General features: G+C 43.3%; 10 protein-coding genes. All 10 read left to right on the forward strand.

Annotation, left to right across the window (positions count from 1 at the left end; all coding sequences use genetic code 11):
• Positions 1–7: 7 nt before the first annotated feature.
• Positions 8–646, forward strand: coding sequence for a beta-phosphoglucomutase (gene pgmB, locus NST45_RS05380; protein WP_076216120.1), 639 nt, complete (start codon positions 8–10; stop codon positions 644–646).
• A gap of 230 nt (positions 647–876) precedes the next feature.
• Complete coding sequence (locus NST45_RS05385) at positions 877–1,194, forward strand: transposase (protein ID WP_036683594.1); 318 nt, start codon at positions 877–879, stop codon at positions 1,192–1,194.
• An 11-nt stretch (positions 1,195–1,205) separates the two neighbouring features.
• Positions 1,206–2,069, forward strand: coding sequence for an IS3 family transposase (locus NST45_RS05390; protein WP_339279724.1), 864 nt, complete (start codon positions 1,206–1,208; stop codon positions 2,067–2,069).
• Positions 2,070–3,117: 1,048 nt separating this feature from the next.
• Positions 3,118–4,911 (forward strand): histidine kinase, encoded by a 1,794-nt coding sequence (locus NST45_RS05395; protein WP_036682936.1) that lies wholly within the window; start codon positions 3,118–3,120, stop codon positions 4,909–4,911.
• 19 nt (positions 4,912–4,930) lie between these two features.
• Complete coding sequence (locus tag NST45_RS05400) at positions 4,931–6,259, forward strand: response regulator (protein ID WP_076146780.1); 1,329 nt, start codon at positions 4,931–4,933, stop codon at positions 6,257–6,259.
• Positions 6,260–6,376: 117 nt separating this feature from the next.
• Entirely contained in the window at positions 6,377–7,297 is a 921-nt protein-coding gene (locus NST45_RS05405) for a sugar ABC transporter permease (protein WP_076141626.1), read from the forward strand.
• Between the two features lies 1 nt (position 7,298).
• Complete coding sequence (locus NST45_RS05410) at positions 7,299–8,171, forward strand: carbohydrate ABC transporter permease (protein ID WP_036682930.1); 873 nt, start codon at positions 7,299–7,301, stop codon at positions 8,169–8,171.
• 132 nt (positions 8,172–8,303) lie between these two features.
• A complete protein-coding gene (locus tag NST45_RS05415; RefSeq protein WP_036682927.1) occupies positions 8,304–9,770 on the forward strand; it encodes an extracellular solute-binding protein in 1,467 nt (488 codons plus the stop codon).
• 406 nt (positions 9,771–10,176) lie between these two features.
• Entirely contained in the window at positions 10,177–12,798 is a 2,622-nt protein-coding gene (gene adhE / locus NST45_RS05420; protein WP_038572553.1) for a bifunctional acetaldehyde-CoA/alcohol dehydrogenase, read from the forward strand.
• A gap of 252 nt (positions 12,799–13,050) precedes the next feature.
• Complete coding sequence (gene pflB / locus NST45_RS05425; protein ID WP_036682923.1) at positions 13,051–15,312, forward strand: formate C-acetyltransferase; 2,262 nt, start codon at positions 13,051–13,053, stop codon at positions 15,310–15,312.
• The last annotated feature ends 176 nt before the right edge of the window (positions 15,313–15,488 follow it).

Below are 15,488 nucleotides of genomic sequence, written 5' to 3' on the forward strand. Positions count from 1 at the left end.
CAAATCAATGTTGGAAAATATGAAAGGCGCCATCTTTGATCTGGACGGCGTGATCGTAGATACAGCCAAATATCATTATTTGGCGTGGGCGAGTCTTGCAGATGAGCTTGGCTTTAAATTCACGGAGGAGGATAATGAACGGCTTAAAGGTGTGAGCCGGATGAGATCGCTTGATATCCTGCTGGAAGTGGGTGGCCTGGAATTTGAGGAAGCAGAGAGGCAGGCAATGGCGGAGAAGAAAAACCGCCTGTACGTAGAATACATTTCTCGACTCGAGGAATCGGAGCTGCTGCCTGGAGTGAAAGAATACCTAACAGGATTGAGATCACGTGAGATTGGGATTGCGCTAGGATCAGCCAGTAAGAACGCTGAGTTTATTTTGAATAAGCTGAACATTACAGACTTATTTGATGCAGTTGTTGACGGCAACAAAGTGTCACTAGCCAAACCTGACCCAGAGGTGTTCCTGATCGCGGCTCAAGAGATAGGCTTGCAGCCGGATGAATGTGTTGTGTTTGAAGATGCTGAGGCGGGCGTTCAAGCAGGTAAAGCTGCTGGGATGAAGGTTGTAGGTATCGGCAAACATGAGGTGCTGAAGGAAGCTGATCTGGTCGTAAAAGGGTTGTATGAGCTGCTGACAGACTGAAGTTCTAAATAAACAAGGGACCGACTCCAAAGTAGCGGATGACTTTGGGGGCGGTCTTTTGTTGTGCAAAGTCTCTGTATTTAGCTAGCTCAGACTGTCTATCGGACCTCATAGTCGCTATTGGCCATAATACGGCTCATTTGCGAACCTATCGGACTCCATGAAGCTAGAATAAAAAGTGGACAGTAGTTAACAGACTGGCGATAATGAGTCCACGGAGGTGTGTTCACATGGGAGAACATCGACAACGGTATAACGAAGAATTTAAAAAACAGACAGTGCAGTTCATTCAAGAGCAAACAAAGACAGTGGGCGACTTGGCGGAAGAGCTCAACATCCCAAAAAGTACCCTGCATCAATGGATGAGTCAGTATCGAGAACTAAAGAATGAACCGGCAGCTAGCGTGGATCGAGTACGGGAACTCGAGGCACAGTTGAAAGAAATGAGCCGACAACTTCAAGAAAAAGATAACAAGATTGCTGATGTGGAAGAGGAATTAGCGATCGTAAAAAAAGCAGTGCACATCTTCAGCAAACCAAGGAACTGAGATTCCAGTTTATTGAAAAACATCGCTCCGAGTTTCTCTTGGAGAAGATGTGCATGACCCTACATGTGTCACGGAGCGGGTACTACAAGTGGCGGACAGAAAAAACCAGTACGCATATGCTTCGTAAGGCTGCGATAATGAAGCGAATTCAGTATCATTTTGCAGACCATCAAAAGCGGTATGGGAGTCCGAAGATCACCCGCCTGTTGCATCAAGAAGGTTATACCGTTACCGAACGCACGGTGAGTGTGTACATGCGACATATGAAGCTTCGCTCCATTGTCTCCAAAACGTATCGCGTACAGACCACCGACTCCAATCATGACCATCCGATTGCCCCGAATACGCTGAACCAGCAATTTAAAATACTCAAACCCAATTCAGTATGGGTTACCGACATTACGTACATTCCTTGCCGGGGAGGGCGCTTGTACCTGGCTAGTGTGATGGACCTTTGCACGCGTGAAATCGTGGGGTGGCGCTTGGAGGACCATATGGAAACTAGCTTAATTTCGGGCGCCTTACAAGATGCTTACGAAGCTAAACAACCGGAAAAGGGTCTATTACATCACTCCGATAGAGGTTCTCAATATACTTCTCATGAATATACGAAGCAGTTGAAAGCGTATGGCATGGAGTCCAGCATGAGCCGCAGAGGTAACTGTTATGATAACGCCTGTATCGAGTCGTGGCACAGCATTTTGAAAAAGGAGCTCATTTATTGTAATCCACGATTCAAAACTAAGGAGCAAGCCTACCAGACACTTTTTCAATATATTGAGTTTTATTATAACCGCAAGCGAATGCATGGCGCGCTGGGGTATCTTTCTCCAGTTCGTTTTGCTGAGCAATTGACTAGAATGTCTATTGCGTGACTGTCCACTTTCTTGACAGAGGTCCACCATAGTCGCTATTGGCTCGAAAAGCCCTCATATCGCGCATGTTTGGAACGAATAACGCCTCTGGAGTCCGAAACTCCCCGTAAAAGCCAAAAATCAGCCAAATAGCAGCATCTGAGTCCGATCGCTCATCGTGAAGGGGTGTGTGGGAATGTAAAACGCCGAATAAGTAGTTAGCTACACATTAAGTAATCCAAAAGTTAGTATTAAGCTCAGACGGTGATCGGACCCCATAGTCGCTATTAGCCGTATAGTAAATAATTCAGAAGGTTAGTCAAAAAGCTCAACAGTTTATCGGACCTCATAGTCTCTATAAGTAATAATACGGCTCATTTGCGAACCTATCGGACTCCATAGTCGCTATTGGCTCGAAAAGCCCTCATATCGCGCATGTTTGGAACGAATAACGCCTCTGGAGTCCGAAACTCCCCGTAAAAGCTGAAATTTGACCAAATAGCTGCATCTGAGTCCGATCGCTCATCGTGAAGGGGTGTGTGGGAATGTAAAACGCTCAACAAGCAGCAAAGCCGCACATCCGGTAATCCAAACGCACAACAAGCAGCAAAGCCGCACATCAAGTAATCCAGACGCCCAACAGCAAAGCACATTCAAGTATTGAAGTACTTGAGTGTTCAAGTGTTCAAGAACATACATCGCACTTCTTCCATATAGAGTTCATTCCTCCTAGCCCCACGCAGTGGTCTTTACGCCGTCCGCCCCTTTTTCTGTTTGCGGTTTTTAAGAGTTCGTTGATAGAGTTGCGAAGTGGAGGTTTGGAGCTGGAGAAACGCCAGTGGTCGCCTTTATCCTCGGATTTCTACCGCTCAGCGGTATAAAATCAGGAAATCTGAGGATAACAGAGATCGTAAGCCCAAACGCTCCACGTATGGCGAACATATCATCGTGCTCTTTTTATCCGTCCAACAGAAAAAACTACATACAAATGAACATAAAAAACTTTAAAATAAACATATGTAAGCGTTTATCACTTTGATATAGTTATTGAACCCGGAGGTGCATCTCGATGTTGTCTAGGCTGATTCGGCCGATTCTGAAGCTGAACGTCAAACAGCAGCTTATCCTGCTGTTTCTGATTATGATCTCGCCCATTCTGTTTTTGAACATTTACGGGAATATGAAGGCTGAGCAAATTCTGAAGCGCCATGTGACGAATGCTTATGTAGAGCTGAACAAGCAAAACTTCACCATCATTAACCGAGATATTGATACCGTAAATAAAATTACTACCACTGTAATTCAAAACCCTCTGATTCAGCAGATTAATATGACGGGTTCGGATACCATCCTGGAGCGGGTTAAACGCTATGAGACGATAGAGAAGCTGTTGGTCAGTTACTCGCAGGGAGCTGAGCGTGGGGACGGCATCTATTATTCCCTTTATATATACGATCCCGAGGATTATTATTTTTTTGCACCCAATTTCCCACAGGTTAAGAAGGCGGGAGTATATTTCTTTTCCAAAGCGGAAGAGCCATATTGGTTCGAGGAGGTTGTCCAGAAAAAGGGCCGCGGATCTCTAAAATTCACAGGGAAGCTAAGTGCGCAAGCGGAAAACTTGAAGACTCTTACCTATATGAGAGCTGTCAATAACATCTCCAGGAAAGCTGAGACTATTGGGGTCTTAGTCATTACCAAGATGGACGCGAAAATCGGAGAATCCCTCAAATCCATATCGTTGCCTGATGGTGATATTTACTTAACGGATCTGGATAATCGTGTACTCGCTTCTACTACGAATAATACTGGTGAGATCATTACATTGCCGGAAACGGTCATTGCTGAGGATTTGGAAGGTACCGTGGATGTTATTACCTCGGATTTTATTTATGTGGTCAATAATAACCACGCCTTAGGACAGAAGCTAGTCTACAAAATCGCCGTAAAAGCACTGCTGCAGCAACAAAACGAAATGAAAAGTGTGATTCAATACATAACTGTGGCCTATGCTGTTTTTGGATTAATCATGATTACTTATTTCTGGCGTTCATTAATGACGCCTTTGCAAAAGTTAGCCTTTTTCGTCCGAAAGTTTGAGCCAGGCAATCGTGTCCCTGAGACGCCAAAAAGAGGGAGCAACGATGAGGTCAGTGTGCTGATTGGATCTACCTATGACATGGCCCGCAGGCTTAATGGACTAATTACTTATAAATATCAGATGGAGCTAAAACAGAAGGAATCACAGCTTCAACTGCTCTATCAACAGATCAATCCGCATTTGCTCTACAACACTTTGGAGAGTATTTACTGGAAAAGCTCGCTGGAAGGTAACGTTGAATCCGCCGAGATGATCAAGGAATTATCCAAGCTTATGAAGATTAGCCTCAGTCGGGGAAGGGAGCTGATTAGCCTTGAAGAAGAGCTGGAGCATGCAACGGCCTATATCAAGCTGCAGCAGCACCGGTATGATTATATATTTCGTGTTGTAATGGAGATTCACCCAGATACGAAAAGAAATCTAATTCCTAAAATTACCCTGCAGCCGTTAATTGAGAATGCTATTATTCATGGTGTCAAAAATATGGGCGAGGATGGGGAAATCATCATTAGCGCAGTTTGTGTGGACGATACCGTCGAGATCACTATTGAAGATAACGGATATAAGTCTGTTGATTATCAGGCCATTGAAGCTGTGCTGAATGACGACAGTCCAAATCCGGCCAGCGGTTACGGGATTCGCAACATTAACCAGCGCATACATTTACACTTTGGCTCTGATTATGGCATCAGCTATACGCCTCGTAAAGAGGGCGGTACATTGGTGACGGTTAAGCTTCCGAAATCAGAGAATCAGGACTAAGGAAGGGGAGCATACAGATATGTTCAATATATTAGTTGTGGATGACGAACCCTTGATTTGTAAAGGGCTGAGCAATTTATTAGCTTCTTCGGGGTTAAACATAGACCATATTTATACAGCAAACAGTGGTTTTGAAGCGCTGGACTGCATTCGGATGGAGGAAATAGACCTGCTCGTTACTGATATTCAGATGGGCGCAATGAGCGGGATTGATCTGATGCAGCATGCAAAATTGGCCAAACCCTGGGTACAGACCATCGTGATTTCTGCACACGAGACGTTTCAATATGCGCAAATGGCGGTTAGGCTTGGCGCGAAGGATTATTTGATCAAACCTTTGAACAGTGAGCAATTTCTGGATTCGGTGCGAAATGTGCTGCTTAAGATGGGGAAACCATCACCAGAATTGGACATTTTCATGTCAGGAATTAATGAAAGCTTTCGGCTGGAAGAGCCGCTTCCGGAATACAGCAAGTTATTAAATGAGCTGCTCAATGAGCCTGAAGGTGTACTGTGTGATGCAGAACGCTTACAAAAGCTGGATAACCTGAAGCTGCAAGGGCCGTATTTTTCCGTCTTAAAAATTAAGGTGCCTCTGGCTGGAATGAATCAGGAGAAGCACTACACCCTGCGGGACAGACGGCTTCTTTGTTATGCCGCGCTGAATATCGCCAAAGAGCTGATGGATCAGGAGTGGAACTCGACAGCCTTTTACGCAGAGGATGAAGAAATAACGATCATTATTCAATGGGATGAAAAAAGCTATGAAGATTCGTCTGCCAGTCAAATCAATAGGCTAGATATTCTTGGCCGCAGTCTTCATTTTAATATTCAAAAATATCTGCACTTAAATGCAGTCATCGGCATCAGCCAGATTCTCAAGGGTCTATCATTTATGGCTGTATTGAACCGTCAAGCCTCCAAAGCCATTCTTTGGAATAATGAACATAATGACCATTATGTGTTTTACTACGGGGATTTTAATTGGAACAGCTACACAACCGATCCTTCAGTAGAAGAGCTTCATACACGCAGCAATCTGATTGTAGAGAAAGCGAGAGAGTATATTGACGAGAACTATGCGCAAAAAGGATTAACCATCCATGAAGTGGCTAAGAAAAACCATGTCAGTCCCAATTATTTGAGCTATCTGTTTAAGAAAAATACAGGTTACAACCTGTGGGAATATGTAATTAAGCTGCGGATGGAAGAAAGCCGGGAGATGATTTTGAACACAGATCTTCGCAGATACGAAATCGCCGAGCGTGTAGGTTATGAATCACCGGAGCATTTTAGTAAAATTTTCAAAAAATATTATGGGATTAGCCCCAGTGAATTGAAGAAGTAAAAACACATACTACTTCGGTAGATTTAGACATGTTCAGTACAACCCTCATTTTCTACAATTTAAGGTAGGAAGCATTTTGCGAAAAATGCTGAAAGAAAAATGGAATGAGGGAGCCTGATGAATCAAACCGCAGTTGTATCCGAAAATCCGCCGGCGCTGAAGGGTACACCTTACAAGCAAAACCGCTGGAAGAAAAACTTTTGGGGATATATGTTCCTCGTACCTGCTGTGATTATTTTTGTAATGTTCCTGTGGGTGCCAATTTTTAAAGGCTTGTTGTACAGCTTCTACCATGTTGATTTTGTAAAAGGGAATAGCTTTGTTGGCTTTGAGAACTACGCTAGAGCCCTTAGTGATCCAGATGTTTTGACCGCGTTAAAAAATACGGGGTATTACATGCTTCTATGTCTTATTATCGGGTTCTGGGTTCCGATTGCTTTTGCCATTATGATCTCGGAGCTGAGAAGGTTTGGGGGCTTTGTACGGGTAGCGGCTTACCTTCCTTTCGTTATGCCTGGTGTGGTTCTATATGGACTCTGGAGATGGATTTATGATCCGGTGGGCCCAATCAATGCGGTATTAAGCTCGCTTGGTGTGGACCAGGTTGCCTTCCTGACAGATACAAGGTGGTCGATGATTTCTCTTGTTTTTATGGAGACGTGGCAGCAGTTTGGATCAGGGATGTTAATATACTTGGCTGCTGTACTCAGCATTCCGCGGGATTGGTATGAAGCAGCTGAGATTGATGGGGCGGGTGTGTGGGCACGTATAAAGTACATCACATTGCCTTCGCTACGTAATTTGATCATTTTGATGTTGATATTACAGATTATCGGGACTTCACAAGGGTATCAGTCACAAATGGCGCTGCTTGATGGTGGACCGAATAATACTACGCTTACCTATGCGCTGCTGATCGTAAAATATGCTTTTACGCGACTCGATTATGGAACGGCGACTGCGCTTGGCATGCTAATGTTCATTGTCCTAGGTGGTTTGGGCATTTTACAGTTCAAGCTTAACAAGGAGGACAACTAAGATGAAGAGCGCAGACAGAGGGATTCTCTCAGAACATGATTTGAAAAAAACAAGCAATAAGATCGTTTATGGCTTGATGTGCGTGGTTATTTTGATTATGGTGTTCAGCATGCTGTATCCGATCTGTATGACGTTATTTAACGGACTGAAATCGAATCAAGAGGTGAACTCATTCCCACCGCATTTTTTCCCGCAGGAATGGCACTTCAGCAACCTTAAGGAAGCGATGAATTACATTGATCTGCTGATGTTCCTTAAAAACACCATTTATATTTTTGTGGGGAATATGGTCGTGACACTAGTAGTATTGGGAATGTCTGCTTTCAGCATTTCTCGTATGAATGTCCCTTACAGAAAGGCAATTTATTTCTTTTTCCTGATGACATTGTTTATTCCGGCGACCAGCTATATGATTCCCAACTTTGTCAATCTAAAAGAGCTTGGATTACTGAATCAGTACGCTGCTTTTTGGCTGCCTGCTGGTGCGAATACATTCTATTTTCTACTCTTAAAGAACTTTTTTGATGGGATACACCCTGAAATTTTTGAAGCAGCGCGGATTGACGGTTCCTCTGAGCCGAGAAGCTTTTTCTCCATTGCAGTGCCATTGTCGGTTCCGATTTTTGCTACGCTGGCGATCTTTATCTTTTCTACCGCATGGAATGACTGGTTCTGGCCATCTCTGGTTATGCACAGTGAAGAGAAATATACGCTCGCGACAGCAATCTATAAATACGTTATTAATGTAAAGGCACTTAATACGAATATTAAATTCGCCATCCTATTTATCGTATCGTTGCCGCCGATCCTTGTCTTCCTGATCTTCCAAAAGTTCATTATGCGTGGCGTCGCATTATCAGCAGTTAAGGGATAAGCGCGGATCGACGGATTTAGTCACGGATCGTAAACATGCACATGAAAGGAATATAAATGCACCTCGTTTGTAAACGATTTCTCTTTTATGATCGATATGTAAGATAACTATGAATTGAAAAGGGGAGTTTCAATGCGTAAGTACTCTAGCGTGCTACTAAGCCTCCTTGTGGCCGGATCGTTGTTAACCGCTTGCGGCGGTAATAACAATAACGGAAACACGACAGGAAACAAGGAAGGGGAAGCGACTACTGCGCCAACGAATGCTGCAACAGATAATGCTGGCAGTGCTACAGCAGCGCCAACTGATGATATCACACAAAGAAAAGTGACCATCAAAATTCACTATCCAACCCCTGACCTAACCGAAGTTAGAGCACAGGAAGATGACAAGATCAAACGTTTCCAAGAGGAATATCCGAATGTTGAAATCGTCAAAGACGATTGGCAGTACAATGTAAGTGAAATCGGCATCAAAATGGCAGCGAATGAAGCTCCAACCTTCTTTAACACCTACGCTACAGAAGCAAAATTCCTAGTTGAAAAAGGCTGGGTAGCTGACATTACGGATCTGTGGAATAAATACGAATTTAAGGATCAAATTAACCCGGTTCTCCAAAATCAATTTATCATTGACGGTAAAGTCTTCGGCGTAACTCAAAAGGGTTATGTAACAACCACAATGATCAACAAAAAAATGCTGGACGAAAAAGGTGTTGCTGTTCCACCTATGGATTGGACTTGGGATGATATGCTGAATACCGCCAAAGGCGTAGCTGATACCAAAAAAGGGATTTCCGGTATTGCTCCAATGGGTAAAGGGAATGAAGCAGGCTGGAACTGGACCAACTTCCTGTTCGAAGCTGGCGGTGAAATTCAGAAGATTGAAGGCGGTAAGGTTGTAGCTACTTTTAATTCTGAGGCTGGGATTAAAGCGCTGGATTTCTACAAGAAACTTAGATGGGAAGCAAACGCGATTCCTCAGGACTGGGCACTGGGCTGGGGTGATGCTGTAGGCGCATTCCAACAAAGTCGTACAGCAATGGTAATGGCTGGATCTGACGGTGTTATTGAGCAAGCGTTGAATCAGGGCGGTCTGAAACCAGAAGATGTACTTACGTATCCAATGCCTGCAATGGAAAAAGGCGGAAAACACACCGGGGTACTTGGTGGTGACTACCTTGTAATCAATCCAAATGCAACACCAGACGAGCAAGAAATGGCATTCCGTTATATTACATTTGATTACTTCTCCGATAAAGGTCTAGAAGCACTGGATGCGGTTCTGCAACAACGTACAACGGATGGTAAATACTTTATTCCGCCGCTCTTAGATTACTATTCTGCAGATTCTGACTTCGGCAAGAAAACGAAAGCTGTGTATGATAAATATACAAATGTATATCAATACAGCCCTGATATTTTAGGTTTGCTGGACGGTAAACCGGAAGCGCAATACAATACACAGGACTACTACGCAACCATGTCCAATGTAATTCAAGAGCTGTTCTCCAAAAAAGGAACAGATTCCAAGACACAGCTTGAAGCTGCTGCCAAAACAGTGCAAGAGAAATTCTTCGACACAATTAAAGTAGAATAGCTAGGAAGAACAGAACCGGCTCCTTAGGAGTCGGTTTTTTTATGTTTATATTATTGATATTTTTATAAATCAACACGACGGGGGGCATCCCACTATTTTTTAGAGGGTCATGAGAAAAATAGAGTGTCAACAAAATTAGGTTTGCTTTTTTAAAATATTTTTGCGAGCGGAAAGGTAGAAAATGGGTATCAGTTCTTGTCTTTTTAAACATAAACTTTAAATTTAAGAAATAATAAATCATAAATAATGGTAAAAAAGCTATAATATGATCGAATGAAAGCGCTTTGAAAACAAATCAAAAAAACTTTATACTTTGTGAAAGATTTCACTATACAAGGTGGAAATGATGTGATAAGATAAATGTGTAGAGAAAAACAACCTAAAAATTGACAGGAGGACGAGGGAGATGGCAGTTAAGAACGAAGTCGCCGCCCAAGTTAAACAAACTACCGCTGAAGAGTATATTCAGACTTTAGTGGATAAAGCGAAAAAAGCACATGAGGCATTCATGGCGCTGGATCAAGAGCAAGTTGACACAATCGTTCATGCAATGGCGTTGGCTGGACTCGACAAACATATGTACCTCGCTAAATTGGCTGTAGAAGAAACTGGCCGCGGGGTTTACGAAGACAAAATTACTAAAAACATCTTCTCGACAGAATATATCTGGCACGGAATTAAATACGATAAAACAGTAGGCGTTATTGAAGACAATGCTTATGAAAGCTTCCAAAAAATTGCTGAGCCCGTCGGAATTGTAATGGGTATCACACCGGTAACCAACCCTACATCCACCACGATGTTTAAAGCGTTGATTTCGATTAAGACACGGAACCCTATTATATTCGGTTTCCACCCATCTGCGCAAGAGTGTAGTGCAGCAGCTGCTAGAATTCTTCATGATGCGGCTGTAAAAGCTGGCGCACCTGAGAATTGTATCCAATGGATTGAAATGCCAACGATGGACAAAACAAACGCTTTGATGAACAACCCTGACGTTGCACTTATTCTCGCAACAGGCGGTTCTGCAATGGTAAAAGCAGCTTATAGCTGTGGTAAACCAGCTCTTGGCGTAGGTCCTGGTAACGTACCTGCATTCATCGAAAAGAGCGCGGATATCGATCAAGCCGTAACGGACATCATTCTTTCCAAAACATTTGATAATGGTATGATCTGTGCTTCCGAGCAAGCTGTTATTATCGAAGAACCAATCTTTGATCAAGTGAAAAAGAAAATGATCGCTAATGGCTGCTACTTTGTTAACAAAGAAGAAGCTGCCAAACTTACTAGCGGCGCTATGAACGTTGATAAATGTGCGGTTAACCCAGCAATCGTTGGACAATCCGCAGTGAAAATTGCTGAAATGTGCGGCATTCAAGTTCCTGCCGGCACTAAGATTCTGGTAGCAGAACTTGAAGGTGTAGGCACTAAATATCCATTGTCCGCTGAAAAATTGAGTCCTGTGCTTGCTTGCTACAAAGTTAAAAACGCAGATCAAGGTATCGAACGCGCAGCACAAGTTGTTGAATTTGGTGGTATGGGCCATAGTTCGGCTATCCACTCCAACAACGAAGAAGTAATCATGAAGTTCTCCAACCGTCTGCAAACAGGACGTATTCTCGTTAACTCGCCTTCCACTCATGGTGCGATCGGCGATATCTATAACACTAACATCCCTTCGTTGACGCTGGGCTGCGGATCTTATGGTCGTAACTCCGTGTCGCAAAACGTTACAGCAATTAATTTGATCAACGTGAAAAGGGTGAATCGTCGTACCGTGAATATGCAATGGTTTAAAGTACCTGACAAGATCTATTTCGAAAAAGGCGCTACTCAGTACCTGACCAAAATGCCTGATATCACACGTGTCGCAATTATCACTGACCCAATGATGGTTAAGCTCGGATATGTTGAGAGAGTTGAACATTACCTGCGTCAACGCCAAACTCCTGTAGCGATCGAAGTGTTCTCGGAAGTTGAACCAGATCCATCGACAACTACAGTTGAAAAAGGTACAGCAATGATGAACAGATTCCAACCGGACTGCATCATCGCACTTGGTGGTGGTTCCCCAATGGATGCTGCAAAAGGAATGTGGTTATTCTATGAACATCCAGACGCAGACTTTAACGGTCTGAAACAAAAATTCATGGATATCCGTAAACGGGTTTACAAATTCCCTAAACTTGGAAACAAAGCTAAGTTTGTAGCGATTCCTACTACTTCGGGTACGGGTTCGGAAGTAACATCTTTCGCAGTTATTACCGATAAAACAACTGAACAACACACTAAATATCCTTTGGCTGACTACGAGCTAACTCCAGACGTAGCTATCATTGATCCAGAGTTCGTATATAGCTTGCCAAAAACTGCTGTTGCTGATACAGGTATGGACGTATTGACACATGCCATCGAAGCTTATGTATCTGTTATGGCGAGTGACTACACTGATGGTCTGGCAATTAAAGCAATCCAATTGGTATTCCAATACCTTGAAAAATCGGCGCTTGAAGGCGACAGAGTTGCCCGTGAGAAAATGCATAACGCATCAACACTTGCTGGTATGGCCTTTGCTAATGCTTTCCTGGGTATTAACCACAGTTTGGCGCATAAATGGGGCGGTCAATATCACACTGCTCACGGTCGTACTAATGCGATCCTTATGCCACACGTTATTCGTTACAATGCTAAGAAACCTACGAAGTTCGCTTCGTTCCCTAAATATTCACACTTCGTAGCTGACGAGCGTTATGCAGAAATCGCCCGTATTCTGGGATTGCCAGCTCGCACAACTGAAGAAGGTGTAACTAGCCTGATCAATGCTATTCGCGATATGAACAAAAAACTGGGTATCGAAGAATCCTTCCAACAACTGGGCTTTGATCCTAAGGATTTTGAATCCCGTGTAGATTACTTGGCTGACCGTGCATTTGAAGATCAATGTACAACTGCCAATCCTAAGCTGCCACTGGTATCTGAACTTGCAGATGTGTACCGTAATGCTTTCTACGGAAGATTTGATAATTAATATTTGGTTAAGTAGATAATAGGATGGTTGTGGACTAGATATAAGTGACAAATATCACCGGAAAGGTGATATTTGTCACAGTCTATTTATAGAAAATAAACTAAAATGTTTATATAAACAACGGTCCCATACATGGAACAATGATTGTGAATTTTCGAACAACCATATCTTTCTTGGGATCACGAGACACGGGATCAACCTTCAAGCCCGCGATCTCTACAAATATTATAAATATAGATGGAGGGATTTAGCATGTCGGTGATTGAAAAAGATGTACAAGAAGTGAAATCCGGTTGGAGAAGTTTTACAAAAGGTAAATGGTCCAGAAAAGTTGACGTTAACAACTTTATCGCAAGTAACATTAAGCCTTATGAAGGAAACGAAGAATTCCTCGTAGGACCTACTAGTAACACAACTGAACTATGGAAGATTATTTCCCAATTGAGCAAGGAAGAAAGAGAAAGAGGCGGCGTATGGGATGTTTCCCTAGATACTGTCTCCACAATCACTTCACATGCTCCAGGCTACATTGACAAAGACAAGGAACAAATTGTAGGCGTACAGACTGACGCTCCTTTCAAACGTTCCATCCAGCCATTTGGCGGGATCAAGATGATGGTTGATGCTACGAAGGCTTACGGCTTCGAGCTTCCACAAAACATCGTTGACATGTTTACGAACATTCGCAAAACGCATAACCAAGGCGTATTTGATGCATATACACCAGACATGAGAGCTGTGCGTAAATCCGGCGTAATTACAGGTCTTCCTGATGCTTACGGCCGCGGACGCATCATCGGCGACTACCGCCGCATTGCTCTGTACGGTATTGATTTCCTCATTAAAGACAAAAAACAACAACAAACTGAGCTTGAAGTTGATTCCATGACTGAAGATATTATTCGTTTGCGTGAAGAGCTGTCCGAGCAAATTCGTGCACTTGGCGAATTGAAAGAAATGGCAGCCGCTCATGGTATGGATATTTCCAGACCAGCGACCAACTTCAAAGAAGCTACTCAATGGGTATACTTCGGGTATCTGGCAGCAGTTAAAGAGCAAAATGGTGCAGCGATGTCCCTAGGCCGTGTGTCCTCTTTCTTGGACATCTATGCAGAACGCGATATTGCTGAAGGTACTTTGACTGAAGAACAAGTACAAGAAATCGTCGATCATTTCGTAATGAAACTGCGTATCGTGAAATTCTTGCGTACACCTGACTATAATGATCTGTTCTCCGGTGACCCAACATGGGTAACTGAATCCATCGGTGGTATGGCTGAAGACGGAACAACTCGTGTTACCAAGAACAGCTTCCGTTTCTTGAACACCCTGTACAACTTGGGTCCAGCTCCGGAACCAAACTTAACTGTACTGTGGTCCGAAAAATTGCCTGAAGCCTTCAAAAAATATTGTGCTAAGGTTTCCATTGAAACTAGTGCAATTCAGTATGAAAATGACGATGTAATGCGTCCATACTGGGGTGAAGATTATGCGATTGCTTGCTGCGTATCTCCAATGCGTATCGGTAAACAAATGCAGTTCTTCGGCGCTCGTGCCAACCTGGCAAAAGCATTGCTGTATGCTATCAATGGTGGTATAGACGAAAAATCCGGAGCACAAGTTGGACCGGAATTCCCAGCGATCACTTCTGAATATCTGGATTATGACGAAGTAATGAAACGTTTCAAACCGATGATGGAGTGGTTGGCTAAAACTTATGTTAACACTTTGAACATCATTCACTATATGCATGACAAATATTCTTACGAACGTATCGAAATGGCGCTGCATGACCGTGACATTCTGCGTACGATGGCTTGTGGTATTGCTGGGCTGTCCGTTGCAGCTGACTCACTAAGCGCAATTAAATACGCCAAAGTAAAACCTATTCGTAACGAACAAGGTATTGCGATCGACTTCGAAACCGAAGGCGAATTCCCTTGCTACGGTAACAATGACGATGCTGTAGACAGCATCGCAGTAGAATTGGTTGAAACCTTCATGACTATGATCCGTAAAAACAAAACATATCGTGATTCTGTGCCAACTCAATCGGTACTGACCATTACTTCGAATGTAGTGTACGGTAAGAAGACAGGGACTACACCTGACGGACGTAAGAAAGGTGAACCTTTCGCACCGGGTGCTAACCCAATGCACGGACGTGACAAGAAAGGCGCCTTGGCTTCCCTGAACTCTGTAGCTAAACTGCCTTACTCCGATGCACAAGATGGTATCTCTAACACGTTCTCCATCGTACCTAAGGCACTTGGTAAAGACGAGGATTCCCGTAAGTCTAACCTGGTACACATGATGGATGGATACTTCCATAACAACGCTCAGCATTTGAATGTTAACGTATTTAACCGTGAACAGCTGATGGACGCTATGGAGCACCCAGAGAACTATCCACAATTGACTATTCGTGTATCCGGCTATGCAGTTAACTTCATCAAGCTGACTCGCGAACAACAAATGGATGTAATCAACCGTACATTCCACGGTTCGATGTAATTTGTTTCTGTCATGAAGATCTTTGAATTAGTACTACATTGAAATAATTGCAAGGAAGATACCGCCCTTGTCTCAAGGGCGGTAATATCTTGTTCGAGAATTGTTAAAATTTTAAATTTTATAGCCGCGATTTAGGGATATGACAGTCTCAAAGACAGGAAGCTTCATCGTTGAAA

Origin of the sequence: Paenibacillus sp. FSL R7-0163 (assembly GCF_037969975.1) — a bacterium.
Classification (GTDB): Bacteria; Bacillota; Bacilli; order Paenibacillales; family Paenibacillaceae; genus Paenibacillus_AQ; species Paenibacillus_AQ odorifer.

Bases quoted from the DNA above. Each gene is read 5' to 3' on its own strand.
- pgmB (WP_076216120.1), top strand. From the start codon at position 8: ATGTTGGAAAATATGAAAGGCGCCATCTTTGATCTGGACGGCGTGATC.
- NST45_RS05395 (WP_036682936.1), top strand. From the start codon at position 3,118: ATGTTGTCTAGGCTGATTCGGCCGATTCTGAAGCTGAACGTCAAACAG.
- pflB (WP_036682923.1), top strand. From the start codon at position 13,051: ATGTCGGTGATTGAAAAAGATGTACAAGAAGTGAAATCCGGTTGGAGA.
- NST45_RS05405 (WP_076141626.1), top strand. From the start codon at position 6,377: ATGAATCAAACCGCAGTTGTATCCGAAAATCCGCCGGCGCTGAAGGGT.
- NST45_RS05400 (WP_076146780.1), top strand. From the start codon at position 4,931: ATGTTCAATATATTAGTTGTGGATGACGAACCCTTGATTTGTAAAGGG.
- NST45_RS05415 (WP_036682927.1), top strand. From the start codon at position 8,304: ATGCGTAAGTACTCTAGCGTGCTACTAAGCCTCCTTGTGGCCGGATCG.
- NST45_RS05410 (WP_036682930.1), top strand. From the start codon at position 7,299: ATGAAGAGCGCAGACAGAGGGATTCTCTCAGAACATGATTTGAAAAAA.
- adhE (WP_038572553.1), top strand. From the start codon at position 10,177: ATGGCAGTTAAGAACGAAGTCGCCGCCCAAGTTAAACAAACTACCGCT.
- NST45_RS05385 (WP_036683594.1), top strand. From the start codon at position 877: ATGGGAGAACATCGACAACGGTATAACGAAGAATTTAAAAAACAGACA.